This window comes from Streptomyces sp. SM18 (assembly GCF_002910775.2).
GTDB classification, from domain to species: Bacteria; Actinomycetota; Actinomycetes; order Streptomycetales; family Streptomycetaceae; genus Streptomyces; species Streptomyces halstedii.
In genome coordinates this window covers 6,901,706-6,915,963 of the sequence record NZ_CP029342.1, presented here as the reverse complement: position 1 = coordinate 6,915,963, position 14,258 = coordinate 6,901,706, and the positions used below count along the sequence as shown (strand labels likewise).

Here is a 14,258-nt window from a genome sequence, read left to right as displayed (position 1 = left end):
TCACTTCCCGGCGGGGTTCTGGGTGCTGGCGGACCGGTCCCTCGCCGCGAGGGCGACCGCGATCTCGATGAGCTGGTCCTCCTGGCCGCCGACGAGCTCGCGGCGGCCGGCCTCCATGAGGATCTCGGCGCCGGACACCTGGTAGGTGGCGGCCTGGCGGGCGGCGTGCTTCAGGAAGCTGGAGTAGACACCGGCGTACCCCATCGTCAGGGAGAGCCGGTCGAGGAGGCATTCGCCGTCCATGACGGGCCGTACGACGTCCTCGGCCGCGTCGATGATCTTCAGTACGTCGATGCCGGTGCGGAGGCCGAGCTTCTCGGCGACGGCGGCGAATCCCTCGACGGGCGTGTTGCCGGCGCCCGCGCCGAAGCGCCGGGTCGATCCGTCGATCTGCCGGGCTCCCGCGCGGACCGCGAGGACGGAGTTGGCGACGCCCAGGCCCAGGTTCTCGTGGCCGTGGAAGCCCACCTGGGCGTCGACGCCGAGCTCGGCGACCAGTGCCGCGACGCGGTCGCTCGTCTGCTCCATGACGAGGGCACCGGCGGAGTCGACCACGTACACGCACTGGCAGCCGGCGTCGGCCATGACGCGGGCCTGCCGGGCCAGCTCCTCCGGCGGCCGGCTGTGCGACATCATGAGGAACCCGACGGTCTCCAGGCCGAGTTCGCGGGCGAGCCCGAAGTGCTGGACGGAGATGTCGGCCTCGGTGCAGTGGGTGGCGATACGGCAGACCGCGGCACCGTTGTCGGCGGCCTCGCGGATGTCGTCCTGGAGGCCGAGACCCGGCAGCATCAGGAAGGCGATCTTGGCCCGGCGCGCGGTCTTCACCGCGGCCTTGATGAGTTCCTGTTCCGGGGTGTGGCTGAAGCCGTAGTTGAAGGAGGAGCCGCCGAGGCCGTCACCGTGGGTGACCTCGATGACGGGGACTCCGGCGTCGTCGAGGGCGGCGACGACGGAGGTGACGTGGTCGACGGTGAACTGGTGCTGCTTGGCGTGCGATCCGTCCCGCAGGGACGAGTCGGTGACGCGGATGTCCAGCTCGGAGCTGTAGGGCGTGGGCATGACTCGTGTACTCCTCGGTGAGGGGGTCAGACGGCCGCGCGACGGGCGGTGATCCGCCGGGCGAAGCCCTCGCCGACCTCGGTGGCGGCGGCGGTCATGATGTCGAGGTTCCCGGAGTACGGCGGCAGGAAGTCGCCGGCGCCCTCCACCTCGATGAACACCGCGACCCGGGCGAGCCCGCCGCTGACCGCGGTCGGCCCGTCGAACTGCGGTTCGGTGCGCAGCCGGTAGCCGGGGACGTACGCGGCCACTCGGGCGACGGTCTCGTGGACGGAGGCCGTGACCGCGTCGCGGTCGACGTCGGCGGGGACGGCGCAGAAGACGGTGTCCCGCATCAGCATCGGCGGCTCGGCCGGGTTGAGGATGATGATGGCCTTGCCCTTGGCGGCGCCGCCGATCGTCTCGATGCCCCGGCCGGTCGTGCGGGTGAACTCGTCGATGTTGGCGCGGGTTCCGGGTCCCGCGGACGGTGAGGCGACGCTGGCGACGATCTCCGCGTAGGGCACCTCGGTGACCTGGGAGACGGCGTGCACGACCGGGATGGTGGCCTGTCCCCCGCAGGTGATGAGGGAGACGTTCGGCGCGTCGAGGTGGTCGCCGAGGTTGACGGCGGGCACGACGGCCGGGCCGATCGCGGCGGGCGTCAGGTCGATGGCCTGGATGCCGAGCCGGGCGTACGCGGGGGCGTTGGCCCGGTGGACGGAGGCGGAGGTGGCCTCGAAGACCAGGTCCGGCCGCTCGTCGCCGGCCAGCAGGGCTTCGACGCCGTCGGCGCTCGTACGCAGGCCGTGGTCGGCGGCGCGCTTGAGGCCGGGGCTCTGCTCGTCGATGCCGATCATCCAGCGTGGCTCGATGGCCTGGGAGCGCAGGAGCTTGTACATCAGGTCGGTGCCGATGTTGCCGGATCCGACGATCGCGGCGGTCGCCTTGGGCACGGTTCGAACCTCATCCGGGTCGAGTGGGTACGGGAAACGGGTACGAGAGGAGCGGGCCGGCCGCCGTGAGTGACGTTCAAGCGGCCGGCCGGCCGCCGCGGGTGATCTTCAGGTGGCCGGTAGCCGTCGTGGGTGACCCCCCGGGGGCTGATCGGCCGTCACAGGCCGCTCCCAGGGGCTGGGCCGGGCCGGTCAGCCGTCGTAGGTGACCTTCAGTCGCTCGCTGAGCGGCCGCGCCTGGCAGGCGAGGATCAGGCCGTCGGCGAGGTCCTGGGCGTCGAGCACCTCGTTGCGCTCCATGGCCACCTCGCCCTCGGTGAGCACGCAGGCACAGGCGCTGCAGGCGCCTTCCCGGCAGGAGTACGGGGCGTCCACCCCGGCGGCGAGCAGCGCGTCGAGCAGCGGCGCGTCCCGTGGCCAGCCGACGGTGCGGCTCTCCCCGTCCAGCTCCACCTCGGCGGTGCTGACCGGCCCGGTGGTTCCGGGCCCCGGCTCCGGTGCGGGCTCGCGCGCGGCGAACGGGTCGCCGGTCAGCGAGGTGAAGCGCTCCACGGTGACCCGGTCCGGAGGCATGCCCAGGGCGGTGAGCGCGCCGGTGGCGAGGTCCATGAAGGGGCCGGGCCCGCAGACGAAGGCGTCCCGCTCGGTGTACGGCGCCAGGAGGGCCCGCAGCCCGGCTCCGGTGGGCCGGTCCTGGACCGACTCCAGCCAGTGCACGACGCTCAGCCGTCCGGCGTACTCCTGTGCCAGGGAGGCCAGTTCGTCGCGGAAGATCACCGACCGCTCGTCCCGGTTGGCGTAGAGGAGGGTGATCGCCCCGGTCCCGGCGTGCAGGGCGGAGACGAGGATCGACATCACCGGGGTGATGCCGCTGCCCGCGGCCAGGAGCAGGAAGTCGCCGTCCAGTGAGGCGGGGGTGAACGTGCCGGCGGGCCGCAGCACTTCCAGGGTGTCGCCCTCGGTCACGTGGTCGCAGATCCAGTGGGAGGCGTACCCCCCTCGGACGCGTTTGACGGTGACCTTCAGATGCTCGTCGCGCGCCGGGGAACTGCACAGCGAGTAGCAGCGGGCGGCTCCGCCGGGGCGTTCGGAGGGCACCCGGACGGTGAGGAACTGCCCCGGCCGGTAGGTGAACCGGGCCCGGTCCGCCCCGGCGGGCTCCAGGACCAGCGAGTGCGCGTCGTCCGTCTCCCGGATCACTTCGACGACTCGTACGGTCAGCGGGGGCGTCATGCCGGGTCCGTACGGGTCGCGGCGGCGTGCCGGGCGGCGATGTGGCCGAAGACGATGGAGGGGCCGATGGTGGCGCCCGGCCCCGCGTACTCTCCGGCCATCACGGAGGCGGAGGTGTTGCCCGTCGCGTACAGGCCGGCGATGACCGAGCCGTCCTCGCGCAGCACCCGGCTGTGCTCGTCGCAGACGAGGCCGCCCTTGGTGCCGAGGTCGCCGACCTCGATGCGTACGGCGTAGTAGGGGGCCTTGTCGATCACGTCGAGGTTGGGGTTCTTCAGGGTCGGGTCGCCGTAGTAGCGGTCGTAGGCGCTGTCCCCGCGGCCGAAGTCCGTGTCCGTGCCGGTCCGGGCGAACCCGTTGAACCGGCGTACGGTGTCGCCGCGCGCGTCGGCGGGGACACCGATGGCGCGTGCGAGTTCGTCGATGCTGTCCGCCCGGTGCACGGTGCCGTTCCCGTAGAAGCCCTCGGGGAACGGCATTCCGGGGAGGACCTGCGCGAACGGGTAGCGGGCGCGGGCCTTGGCGTCCATCACGAACCATGCCGGGACGTGGCCGCCGTCGAGCTGGTCATGGACGAAGTTGACATAGGGCGACGACTCGTTGGTGAAGCGCCTGCCGTCCCCGGAGACGATCACCGAGGGCGGGATGCACCGCTCGGAGACCAGCGGGATCACCGGTCCGGCGGGATGGCGCACGGACGGCATCCACCAGGCGTCGTCCATGAAGTCGAGGGCGGCGCCGAGCGCTTGACCGGCGGTGATGCCGTCGCCGACGTTCTCGACGGCCCCGGCGCTGTGGTTGCCCCGGCCGCCCTTCGGCAGGTACTTCTCGCGCATCTCCTGGTTGTGGTCGAAGCCGCCGGTCGCCAGGAGCACCCCGTGCCGGGCGCGGACGCGGACGGTGCGGCCGTCCCGCTCCACGGTGATGCCGCGCACGGTGCCGTCGGCGCCGACGACGAGTCCGGTCATCGGGCTGCGCAGCCACAGGGGTGTCCCGGTGTCCTTCAGCGCCATGCGCATCCGCGCCACCAGGGCGCGTCCGCCGGTCGCCATGTGACGGCGGCGGACCGTGTTGGAGGAGACCCGCCAGGCGGCGACGACCGAGGCCCAGCGTCCGCGCCAGGTCCGTTTGACCATGGCGAGGTCCCGGTAGTCCTTCGCGGTGATCCAGAGTCCGAGCGGGCCCTTGAGGCTGTTGGGCCGCTGGTACTTCTCGTCCTCGCCGAGCTTGCGGGTGTCGAAGGGCAGCGCCTCGACCGAGCGGCCGAGCGGGCGTCCGCCGTCGTACTCGGGGTGGTAGTCGGCGTAGCCCTTGACCCAGAAAAACCGCATCCACCGGCTCCGGCCGAGCAGTTCCATCGCGGCCGGCCCCTGGGCGATGTACGCGTCCAGCCGGGCGTCCGGCACCCGGCCCTCGGTGAGCCGGTCGAGGTAGCGGCGGACGGAGGCGGGGCTGTCGTCGTGGCCCGCGGCCCGCAGGGTGGGGTTGTTGGGGATCCAGATGCCGCCGCCGGAGATGGCGGTGGTGCCGCCGTACTTCGCCCCCTTCTCGACCACGAGGGCGGACAGACCGCTGTCGGCCGCGGTCAGCGCGGCGGTCATCCCGCCACCGCCGCTGCCGACGACGACGAAGTCGAACTCCTCGTCCCAGGTCTCCTGGGCGCCGGCGCTCACGCCGCGTCCCGGCGGGTGAGGAAGGCGAGGACCGCGCTCTCCCAGGCGGCCTTCCGCTCGATCATCACCCAGTGCCCGCAGTCGGGGAAGACGTGCAGTTCCGCGTCGGGGATGGTCCGCATCGGCAGGATCGACATGTCGAGGGGACTGACCCGGTCGTCGCGCCCCCAGGTGAGCAGTGTCTTCGTCCGGAGGCGGTGCAGCGTCGCCCAGTACGGTGCCTCGTCGGAGGCGGCCGCGGCGGCGGTACGGGCGGCGAAGGCCTCGCTGCCGTACATCCGGCGGGCGGCGGCGAGGGTGTCCGGGTCGGTGGCCTGCTCCCACCTCTCCTCGATCAGTTCCTCGGTCACCAGGGACCGGTCGTGGACCATGGAGTTCAGCCAGCGCACCAGCTTTTCGCGTGAGGGGGCGTCGGTGAACTCGGTGAGCAGGTTGATGCCTTCGCCGGGGCCCGGGCTGAACAGGTTCCGGCCGATGCCGCCGATCGTCACCAGCCGGCGGACCCGGTCGGGGTGGGCGAGCGCGAACCGGGTGCCGACGATGCCGCCCATCGAGTTGCCGATGACGTCCACCTGGCGCAGCCCGAGTCCGTCCAGGAAGCGGGTCACTGCCGAGCCGGCCGTGACCATGGGGTGGCCGTCGGCGGGGTCGCTGACCCCGAACCCCGGGAACTCCAGGACGAGACAGCGGAAGTGCGCGGCGAACGTGGCGAGGTTGTCACGGTAGTTGCGCCAGCCCGTGACACCGGGGCCGGATCCGTGCAACAGCAGCAGGGGAGGTCCGTCGCCGGCCTCGTGGTAGCGCAGTACGCCCTGTTCGGTCGGGAGTTCGCGCCGTGTGGAGGCGTGGGTCAGCTCCGTCATCATCCCTGCCCTCGATTGGACTCGGTGGTCCGTGGATCTGGTGTCCGGCGGTCCGGCGGCGGGGTGGCCCCGGGCCCCGTTCGCTCGGTTCCAGGACGGTAGCCACGGCCGTCCGGACCCCGCGGCGGATGTCTCGGTCACCGGGACAGGCGCGGTCGCGGGGGTACGGCTGCGGGCCGCCGCCCCGCGCCCCGGCACCGTTCCACTCATCGGGAACGGCGCGCCCCGGGCGGCCGGCCGGTGTCCTACCTTCGGCCCCTGCCCGGTCCCGGGCAGACCACCGCACCGTCCCCGTCGAGGTGAAACCGATGACCGCAGAGTCGCTGTCCGCGCCGGAGGCCGCTGAGGAGACCGCGCCGACGCCCCCGCACATGCGGCGCGCCATGGGGACCTTCGCGTCCGGGGTCACCGTGGTGACCGGGGTCGGCCGGGACGGCGATCCGGTCGGCTTCGCCTGCCAGTCCTTCGCCTCCGTCTCCCTGGACCCGGCGCTCGTCCTGTTCTGCGCCGATCACCGGGGGCGTGCGTGGCCGAGGATCAGGGAGTCGGGACGGTTCACGGTGAACGTGCTGGCCGCGGAGCAGACGGATCTCTGCGCCCGCTTCGGCTCCGGCAAGGGCCGCAAGTACGAGGACCTGCGCTGGGAGTTGTCCCGGTGGGGCACGCCGTCGCTGCCGGGCGTACTGACCCGTGTGCACGCCGACGTGTACGACGTGCACGGCGCGGGCGACCACGACGTGGTGCTGGGCCGGGTCCTCGCCCTGGAGACGGTGAGCGACCGGGAGCCGATGCTCTTCTTCCGCGGCGGCTTCGGTGTGGACCGCCCGCCGGCCGCCCCGGCCCCCGACCCGTGGGGCTGGGGCGACCACTGGGGCTGAGCTGTGCCGGCGGGGGGCGAGGGGCCACTTTCCCGTGCCCGCCGCCTCGTAGAGGCGGTGCCTGATGCCGGTCCCGTACGGGGGCCATGGCGCCGGTCCCGTACGGGTGGCGCCTGGTCCGGTCCCGGAACGGGCGGCCGGGTGCCGGTTCCGTACGGGTGGCCTGGTGTCGGTCCCGGAACGGGGGCGCCAAGTCCCGGTCCTGGTCCCGGTCTACTGCCAGTCCCCGTACTGGCCGACGGTGAGCAGCCGGTCCATGGTCTGCGCGGACCACGTCTCCTCCGGGGCGGGGCCCGACCGACGCGAGGCCTGGGCCCGCCCCTCCTCCTGTCCGGGGAACAGTTCGAGGGAGACCTGCCGGGCCGCGTCCACCACCAGCGGGGCGACCTTCTCCAGCGGGGACCAGGCGTCACCCACCAGGGAGATCGCGGCGACGGGCCCCTCGGGGCCACGGACCGCGGTGGCGACGCACGCGATGTCGGGAAAGCACTCACCGCGTTCGAAGGCGAGGCCGTGGCGGCGCCGGATGCGGTTGAGCTCCTGGTGCAAGGTGCTGAGATCGGCGATGGTGCGCGGGGTCAGCCGGGTGATGGAGCCGCCGGCCCGGGTCTCCACGTCCTCCGGGTCGAGCCAGGCCAGCATGGCCTTGCCCAGGGCCGTCGAGTGGGCCGGTGCCCGGCCGCCGACCCGCGAGGGCACGGTGGCGGCGAAGCGCCCACCGGCCTTGTCGAGGTAGTGGACCTCCGCCCCGTCCAGAACGGCCAGGTGTACGACCATCCCGGTCCTGATCTGCAACTGGTGCAGACGGGCGGCGGCGGCCTCGCGGATTCTGCTGTGCGCCCCGTCCCCTCCGCCGAACCCGAGGGCGCGGCGCCCGAGTCCGTAACCGAGAGCGGTGTGTTCGAGCCAGCCCAGCCGTACGAGCTGGTCGAGTATGCGGTGCGCGGTGGAGCGCGGCAGGCGCGTACACCGGGACACCTCCTCCAGGGAGAGCCGGGACGACCGCCCCTCGAACACATCCATGATCAGCGTCACCCGCTCGACCATCGACGGTGGCAACTCTCGACGGGCCGGCGCGTGCACGGCGGGAACACCATCGACAACCGTCATGGGGCCTCCAGTCACAGACTGAAATGAATTCTTGTTTTCCGGAATGTAACAGCGCCCCACGGACCAGGAGAAGACATGTGCACCGGCTCTCTTCCGCCGCCCGCCCACGAGGCAGCCCCACTCACCGCCTCACGCACACACATCCGCACCAGGGGAGATCCGGGACCGGTACGTGCGCGGGCAGGCGGACTCACGGGCGGGCGGCAGAGGGGGCGGCCCTCGACGCGGTCGTGGTACCCGTTCAGACGCCCCGCGTCGCGGCGAACCCGGCGAGCAGCGCGTCGAGGGCGAAGTCGAACCGCGACGCCGCACCGGACGGCCGGTCGTCCCGGGCGGCCCGGGAGAGCAGCGGGTGGACGTCGGCGGCGACGCCGGACAGCAGGGCCGCGCCGTCGGCCCCGCCGCCGGGACCGGCCTCCTCGATCCGCGTCTGGACGGCGACGTGCCCCAGGACGAAGCCGGTGAGGGAGTACACCACGTCGAGCGCCCGCCGGGGTTCGAACCCGGCCGCGCACAGCGCACCCAGCATGGCTTCCATGGCCCGCAGGTTGCGCGGTGTCATGGCGGGCCGGGACATGAACAGGGGTACGAGGTCGGGGTGGGCTTCGAGCGCCCTCAGGAGCGAGCGCGCGTAGACGCGGAGCCCTTCGGACCAGGAGGAACCGTCGAAGTCGGGCGGCGACGCCTCGGCGACGACGCGTTCGACCATCCCGTCCAGCAGCGCGCTCTTGTTCGGGATGTGGTGGTAGAGGGCCATCGCCTCCACACCGAGCTCGGCGCCCAACTGCCGCATCGACAGAGCCGCCAGCCCCTGCCGGTCCACCAGGCGCACGGCGGCCTCCAGGATGGCGTCCCGGGAGAGCCCTGCGTGCTGCCCGCGGGCCCGGCTGACGGCCATGGACTCCCCTGCCGGGTTGACGGGTTTTACGGCGTAAACATAGCATCGGTCCACCGAGATTTACGGTGTAAAACTCGGGCCCTGGGCAGGGGCGCCACACAGCGGCAGGAAAGAGGTTCGCCCATGAGTGTTCTGATCGTCGCCGAGTCCTACTTCGGCAACACCCGCGTCGTCGCCCGGAGCATCGCGTCCGGCCTCACGAAGGCCCTGGGCCCACAGGCCGTCACCCTGACCCGGCCGGGCGAGGCACCTCGCGAACTCGACCCGGACATCACCCTGTTACTGGTCGGCGCGCCCACACACGACTACGCGCTCCCCAAGGAGCGGACCCGCGAACAGGCCGCCGCCAAGGGCGCGACCGAGCAGGGCGGCGGGGGCGTCCAGGAGTGGATCGCCCAGGTCGCCCCTCGGGCGGATCTGCGCGCGGTGACGTTCGACACCTCGCTCGAAATGCGCTTCACCCTGGGATCCGCCTCCAAGTCCGCGTACAAGGCCCTGAAGAAGCGCGGCTTCCGGCTGGCCGAGCGCGGGGAGAGCTTCCGCGTGAGCGGCATGGCGGGCCCCCTGGTCGCCGACGAGGAGGCACGCGCCGAGGAGTGGGGCGCCCAGCTCGCGGCGTCGCTCCACCCCTGACACCGCACCGGCGCGAGCCGGACACCACCAGAAGGAGATGCGCTTCCGCCGGAGGCAGCCGCGTTCACACCTTCGGGTCTCCATGAGGTCCTCCACCGAGGAAAGAGGGCAACAGGTGGGGCGAGGGTGGCACGATACGTAGCCACGAAGCTCCTTGCTCCGTAGCGGATGTTGACATTGACGCAACGGACAAGGAGCTTCGTGCGTCGCGGTCACGGCCCTGCCGTCACCCGACCCGGGCGAGAGCGGACGGCTCGACGGACCCAGCACATTGAACTCCGCGAAACCTCATACGCCCCCGGACTCTCCTTGGCCCCGGACACATCAGGGCTCTCGGCCAGGCACCAGGGGAGATCCGTACAAGGCGGCCGCCCCGCGTTCCCCGGGTGAGACCTACCGGCCTTCCTGGTCCGGGAGACCGTTCCATGAGAAATGCCCTTGCCGATCGGCCAGTACCGGCAGGACAATGTGCCGTCAAGTCCCGATAAGGCGCCTCCCGGTCAGGGATCGGTTCCCACGGACAGCAGACTCACAAGGAGATGGACGTGCCCCGAAAGTTCCGTGTTGCTTCGGTAATCCTCAAGAAGACCGTAGAACCAGGGGACACATCTCTTGACAAGCGTGACCATCGGAATTCTGGCGCATGTCGATGCCGGTAAGACCAGCCTGACCGAGCGGCTGCTGCACACCTCCGGCGTCATCGACCATGTCGGCAGCGTCGATCGCGGGGACACCCAGACCGACTCGCACGAACTCGAACGCCGACGCGGCATCACCATCCGGTCCGCCGTGGTGTCCTTCACCGTGGACGGTGTCAAAGTCAACCTCATCGACACACCCGGCCACCCGGACTTCATCTCCGAGGTGGAACGGGCCCTCGGTGTGCTCGACGGTGTGGTGCTCGTCCTCTCCGCCGTGGAGGGCGTGCAGGCGCAGACACGATTGCTGATGCGCACGCTGGTGAAGATGCGCATGCCGGTGATCCTTTTCGTCAACAAGATCGACCGCACGGGAGCCCGCCACCACGATCTGCTGGCCGAGATCCGCGCCGAGCTCGCCCACGCTCTCGTACCCCTGACCACGGTCGAGGGAATCGGCCGCCCCGGGGCGCAAGCCATCATCCGGACCGTCGGGCCGCACGATCCGGATTTCGCCGCCGAACTCGCCGAGGTCCTGGCGGACCACGGCGACGAGTTCCTGGCCCGCTACCTCGACGACGGGACGACCCTGGCCGCGCACGACTACACCGAGGAACTCGTCCGTCAGACACGCCAGGCGCTCCTCTGTCCGGTCTTCTTCGGATCGGCGAAGGCCGGCGCCGGTGTCGACGCCTTGCTGGAAGGAATCACCCGGCTGTTCCCGGTCGATCGGGCGGGTGACGAGGGCACTCTCCAGGGCACGGTGTTCAAGATCGAGCGCGGCTGGGCGGGCGAGAAAGTCGCTTTCGTCAGGCTGCGCCGGGGGTCGCTCGGGTCGCGGTCGAAGGTGTCGGTGTTCCGGCGCGACCAGCACGGTGCCGTCGTGGAACTGCCCGGCCGGACCAGCGTGGTCGAGGTGTTCGACCGTGGCTCCACCGTGGTGGAGGCGCGGGCCCGTTCGGGGGACATCGCCAAGGTATGGGGACTCAAGGACGTCCGGATCGGCGACCGGCTCGGGTCCGCCGATGCGCTGGGCCGGGAACACCGGTTCGCGCCGCCGGCCCTGGAGACCGTCATCCGGCCGACCCGGCGCGGCAAGATGCCCGAACTCCACGACGCGCTCATGCGGTTGGCCGACGAGGACCCGTTCATCAACGTCCACAAGGACGACCAGGAGGGGACGATTTCGGTCTCGCTCTACGGCGAAGTGCAGAAGGAGGTCATCGCGGCGACGCTGGCCGACGACTTCAAGCTGGACGTGGTGTTCGAGGACACCCGGGTCGTCTGTGTGGAGCGCCCGGTGGGGACCGGCGAGTCGGTGGAGGAGATCGACGGTCGGAGCAAGACCGTCTTCTGGGCCACAGTCGGTCTTCGGGTGGAGCCCGGGGCGCCGGGCTCGGGCGTCGTCTTCCGGCGCTCGGTGGAGCTCGGTTCGCTGCCACGTGCTTTCCACACGGCCGTGGAGGAAGCCGTCCGGGCCACTCTGAAGCAGGGACTGGCGGGATGGGAAGTGCTGGACGTCCTGGTGACCCTCACCCACTCGGGGTTCGCCAGCCCGGTGAGCGCGGCGGGTGACTTCCGCAAACTCACCCCGCTCGTGCTGATGAACGCGCTCAAGCAGGCGGGTACCCAGGTCTACGAACCGGTCAGCCGCTTCGAACTGGAGGTACCGGCCGAGAACGCCGGTGCCGTGCTGCTGAATCTGGTGGAGTGCGGTGCCGTACCGGAGACGACCCGGGGACAGGGCCGCAACTGCCTGGTGGAGGGGACGATTCCGGCGCGTACTGTGCAGAAGTTGGAGCAGCGGCTGCCTGGATTGAGCCAGGGCGAGGGAGTGATGGTCACCCGGTTCCACGGCTTTCAGCCGGTCGTCGGACCGGTGCCGAGCCGTCGGCGGAGCGACCTCAACCCGGTGGACCGCGCGGAGTACATGCTCCGGGTGTTCGGCCGCGCCTGACACGCACGCCTGGGCCCTGAGCACTCCCCCGGGGTCGTCGGGCCGACGGCGTCACGGTTGACGTCGCGGTGCGGTCGATCTGCCGGTCCGGCCGGCGCGGATCAATCAATGTGCACCACCGCCGACGTCCGCCTCCCGCGCCCGCCGCGCTGCCCGGACCGGACCGGTCGCGGTCGCGGTCGCTCGACGATGCGCATGAGTCCGATCTCGGTGCGCCCGCCGGGGACGACGTCAAGGCGGTGGGCGGTGTCCAGGAGCGCATCGGTGGCGATGCGCTCCTCGCCGGCGATGATCCGCCGCACGTCCGATCTGCCTGTTCCTGCCGGTCAGGTGCGGCGTCCGCCGTCGACCGACAGCGTGGTTCCGGTGATGTAGGAGGATTCGTCCGAGCACAGCCAGACGGCGGCGTCGGCGATCTCGTCCGGGGCGGCGAGACGGCCGAGCGGGGTGAGTGCCTTGTGCTGGGCGATCAACCCGGTGCCCTCGGCGGCCCGGTCCAGGTGCGCGGTGCGGGTCATCCCGGGGGCGACCGCGTTGACCCGGATGCCGTCGGCGGCGTAGTCGACGGCGGCAGCCTTCGTCAGTCCGACGACGCCGTGCTTGCCGGCCACGTACGCGGGAGACAGCGGGATGGCGTGCAGGCCGCCGCCGGAGGCGATGTTGACGATCGCCCCGCCTCCTGCCCGGCGCAGTTCGGGAATCCCGTGCTTGAGGCAGAAGAACGTGCCGGTCAGGTTGATCCGCAGCACGCGTTCCCACTCCTGTGCCGGCATCCCGGTCAGCTGCCGGCCGCTCGACGGGACGCCGGCGTTGTTGACCGCCAGGTCCAGCCGCCCGAACTCGGCGACGGTCCGGCCGATCGCCGACCGGACGGAGTCCTCGTCGGCGATGTCGACCCGGATGACGATCGCACGCCCCCCTGCCCCGGTGATCTCTTCGGCGGTCTCGTGCGCCGCGGCCTCGTCCAGGTCGAGGACTGCCACCGCCGCGCCGCGGCGGGCGAGACCGGACGCGATGGCGCGTCCGATCCCGCTGCCGGCCCCGGTGACCAGGCCGGCCTTGCCGGTGAAGTCGCTCACGTCAGCGTCTCGTGATTCGCCCACGCCGCCTTGAACGGGTAGCGGGTGCGCCACGTGTCGAAGACCTCGCCGACCTCCGACGCGGCGAACAGGGTCCCCAGCGCCTCCATGTCGGCGGCGCCGAGCTGGACGACGGCGGTGGCGATGAACGCCGGAATCTGCTCCTCGCCGGGGACCGGGATGTGGCGCTTCGCGGCGAACGTCTGGAGCACGCCGGTACCCTTCGTGGCTTTTTCGAGGTCCGCGAAGTACCGGTTCAGGTCGGCGTCAGGAATCGGTTCGGTAAACTGGACGAACATGGTGTGGTGGATCATGACTCCATATGAACACCGGATACCGGGCCGTGTCCAAGACCTCTTCCGCAGGTATTCGATAACCTGAAGGAATGGATCTTTTGGAGGTCAGGGAGCTGCGGTACTTCGTCACCGTCGCCGAGGAACTGCACTTCGGCCGCGCCGCCGACAGGCTCGCCGTCGCGCAGCCCGCCCTGTCCAAAACCATTAAGCGCGTCGAGTCCCGGCTGCGCGTCACTCTCTTTGACCGCACCAGCCGCAGCGTCGTGCTGACACCCGCGGGCGCGGCCCTGCTGGAGCATGGACGGCATGCGCTGAACGCGATGACGGTCGCCGTGCAGAACGCTCAGCGCGCCGCCGACGACGCACCGCTCAGGTTCGTGATCAAACCCGGAGGGGACGCGAACCTGCTCTCCGGAATCCTCGCCGCCTACGCGGAACAGCCCGGCGCACGACGGGTCGACATCCTCTTCAGCGGCGCCACTGACCGCACCGATCATCTGCGCGACGGGCGCGCCGACGCGGGCCTGCTCTACGCGCCGTTCGATGACCTTGGCGGGCTGGCCACCGAGACCCTCCACGTCGAGGACCGGGTGGCCGTCCTCCCCGGAGAACACCGGCTCGCCCGACGCGACCGTGTCGCCCTGGGCGACCTCAGCGACGAGGTCTTCCCGCGGTGGCCGGGCGTCCCCGGCGGCGGGAGCGGTCCCGAGATCGCCGATGTCAGTGAACTCACCGCTCTGGTCCGGATCGGCCGCGTCGTCGCCGTCCTGCCCCGCTCGCTCATCACGCCCGTGCCCTCGGGCATCGTGTGCGTCCCTGTCCCCGACGCGGGACCGAGCCGGATCCTCATCGCCCGCCGGGACAACGACCACCGCGACCACGTCACCGCGCTCATCACCGCCGCTGCATCACTGCGACAGAAATGACCAGTTGCAGCACCGGTCTTGGGCAAGCCTCTCGTGAGCCTGGCGAAAGGGTGAGGTCCGGACTTCGTCCGATTCCG

Annotated in this window: 13 protein-coding genes; 4 read left to right on the top strand and 9 right to left on the bottom strand. The window is 71.3% G+C overall.

Annotated elements, in window-relative coordinates:
• The 5 genes from dmpG to B9S64_RS30745 all read right to left on the bottom strand — a co-directional run bounded on the left by dmpG (position 1) and on the right by B9S64_RS30745 (position 5,766).
• Entirely contained in the window at positions 1-1,062 is a 1,062-nt protein-coding gene (gene dmpG / locus B9S64_RS30765) for a 4-hydroxy-2-oxovalerate aldolase (protein ID WP_103492170.1), read from the bottom strand.
• Between the two features lie 26 nt (positions 1,063-1,088).
• On the bottom strand, positions 1,089-1,997 hold the full coding sequence (locus tag B9S64_RS30760; protein ID WP_103492169.1) for an acetaldehyde dehydrogenase (acetylating): 909 nt from the start codon (positions 1,995-1,997) through the stop codon (positions 1,089-1,091).
• A 192-nt stretch (positions 1,998-2,189) separates the two neighbouring features.
• Complete coding sequence (locus B9S64_RS30755; RefSeq protein ID WP_103492168.1) at positions 2,190-3,230, bottom strand: ferredoxin--NADP reductase; 1,041 nt, start codon at positions 3,228-3,230, stop codon at positions 2,190-2,192.
• Positions 3,227-4,903, bottom strand: a complete 1,677-nt coding sequence (locus B9S64_RS30750) for an FAD-binding protein (RefSeq protein WP_103492167.1) — start codon at positions 4,901-4,903, stop codon at positions 3,227-3,229. The genes B9S64_RS30755 and B9S64_RS30750 overlap by 4 nt, the downstream gene beginning before the upstream one ends.
• Positions 4,900-5,766: an alpha/beta fold hydrolase gene (locus B9S64_RS30745; RefSeq protein WP_258037924.1), complete on the bottom strand. Its 867-nt coding sequence runs from the start codon at positions 5,764-5,766 to the stop codon at positions 4,900-4,902. Before B9S64_RS30745 ends, B9S64_RS30750 begins: the two co-directional genes overlap by 4 nt.
• Before the next feature lie 308 nt (positions 5,767-6,074).
• Between B9S64_RS30745 and B9S64_RS30740 the strand changes: the two genes are divergently transcribed.
• Positions 6,075-6,644, top strand: a complete 570-nt coding sequence (locus B9S64_RS30740) for a flavin reductase family protein (RefSeq protein ID WP_103492165.1) — start codon at positions 6,075-6,077, stop codon at positions 6,642-6,644.
• Positions 6,645-6,857: 213 nt separating this feature from the next.
• Here B9S64_RS30740 and B9S64_RS30735 read toward each other — a convergent pair whose 3' ends face one another.
• Both B9S64_RS30735 and B9S64_RS30730 read right to left on the bottom strand, forming a co-directional pair.
• Complete coding sequence (locus B9S64_RS30735) at positions 6,858-7,754, bottom strand: IclR family transcriptional regulator (protein WP_103492164.1); 897 nt, start codon at positions 7,752-7,754, stop codon at positions 6,858-6,860.
• A 241-nt stretch (positions 7,755-7,995) separates the two neighbouring features.
• Complete coding sequence (locus B9S64_RS30730) at positions 7,996-8,652, bottom strand: TetR/AcrR family transcriptional regulator (RefSeq protein WP_103492163.1); 657 nt, start codon at positions 8,650-8,652, stop codon at positions 7,996-7,998.
• Between the two features lie 123 nt (positions 8,653-8,775).
• Between B9S64_RS30730 and B9S64_RS30725 the strand changes: the two genes are divergently transcribed.
• A complete protein-coding gene (locus B9S64_RS30725) occupies positions 8,776-9,285 on the top strand; it encodes a flavodoxin family protein (protein ID WP_103492162.1) in 510 nt (169 codons plus the stop codon).
• A 621-nt stretch (positions 9,286-9,906) separates the two neighbouring features.
• Positions 9,907-11,880, top strand: coding sequence for a TetM/TetW/TetO/TetS family tetracycline resistance ribosomal protection protein (locus B9S64_RS30720; RefSeq protein ID WP_308460765.1), 1,974 nt, complete (start codon positions 9,907-9,909; stop codon positions 11,878-11,880).
• A 326-nt stretch (positions 11,881-12,206) separates the two neighbouring features.
• Here the strand turns inward: B9S64_RS30720 and B9S64_RS30710 are convergent, their stop codons facing one another.
• Complete coding sequence (locus tag B9S64_RS30710) at positions 12,207-12,959, bottom strand: SDR family NAD(P)-dependent oxidoreductase (protein ID WP_103492159.1); 753 nt, start codon at positions 12,957-12,959, stop codon at positions 12,207-12,209.
• A complete protein-coding gene (locus B9S64_RS30705; RefSeq protein ID WP_103492158.1) occupies positions 12,956-13,273 on the bottom strand; it encodes a hypothetical protein in 318 nt (105 codons plus the stop codon). The genes B9S64_RS30710 and B9S64_RS30705 overlap by 4 nt, the downstream gene beginning before the upstream one ends.
• Before the next feature lie 71 nt (positions 13,274-13,344).
• Here B9S64_RS30705 and B9S64_RS30700 point away from each other — a divergent pair, with 71 nt between their 5' ends.
• Positions 13,345-14,181, top strand: a complete 837-nt coding sequence (locus B9S64_RS30700) for a LysR family transcriptional regulator (RefSeq protein WP_103492157.1) — start codon at positions 13,345-13,347, stop codon at positions 14,179-14,181.
• Positions 14,182-14,258: the final 77 nt, after the last annotated feature.

Bases quoted from the DNA above. Each gene is read 5' to 3' on its own strand.
- dmpG (WP_103492170.1), bottom strand. From the start codon at position 1,062: ATGCCCACGCCCTACAGCTCCGAGCTGGACATCCGCGTCACCGACTCG.
- B9S64_RS30755 (WP_103492168.1), bottom strand. From the start codon at position 3,230: ATGACGCCCCCGCTGACCGTACGAGTCGTCGAAGTGATCCGGGAGACG.
- B9S64_RS30745 (WP_258037924.1), bottom strand. From the start codon at position 5,766: ATGACGGAGCTGACCCACGCCTCCACACGGCGCGAACTCCCGACCGAA.
- B9S64_RS30740 (WP_103492165.1), top strand. From the start codon at position 6,075: ATGACCGCAGAGTCGCTGTCCGCGCCGGAGGCCGCTGAGGAGACCGCG.
- B9S64_RS30735 (WP_103492164.1), bottom strand. From the start codon at position 7,754: ATGACGGTTGTCGATGGTGTTCCCGCCGTGCACGCGCCGGCCCGTCGA.
- B9S64_RS30730 (WP_103492163.1), bottom strand. From the start codon at position 8,652: ATGGCCGTCAGCCGGGCCCGCGGGCAGCACGCAGGGCTCTCCCGGGAC.
- B9S64_RS30725 (WP_103492162.1), top strand. From the start codon at position 8,776: ATGAGTGTTCTGATCGTCGCCGAGTCCTACTTCGGCAACACCCGCGTC.
- B9S64_RS30705 (WP_103492158.1), bottom strand. From the start codon at position 13,273: ATGATCCACCACACCATGTTCGTCCAGTTTACCGAACCGATTCCTGAC.
- B9S64_RS30700 (WP_103492157.1), top strand. From the start codon at position 13,345: ATGGATCTTTTGGAGGTCAGGGAGCTGCGGTACTTCGTCACCGTCGCC.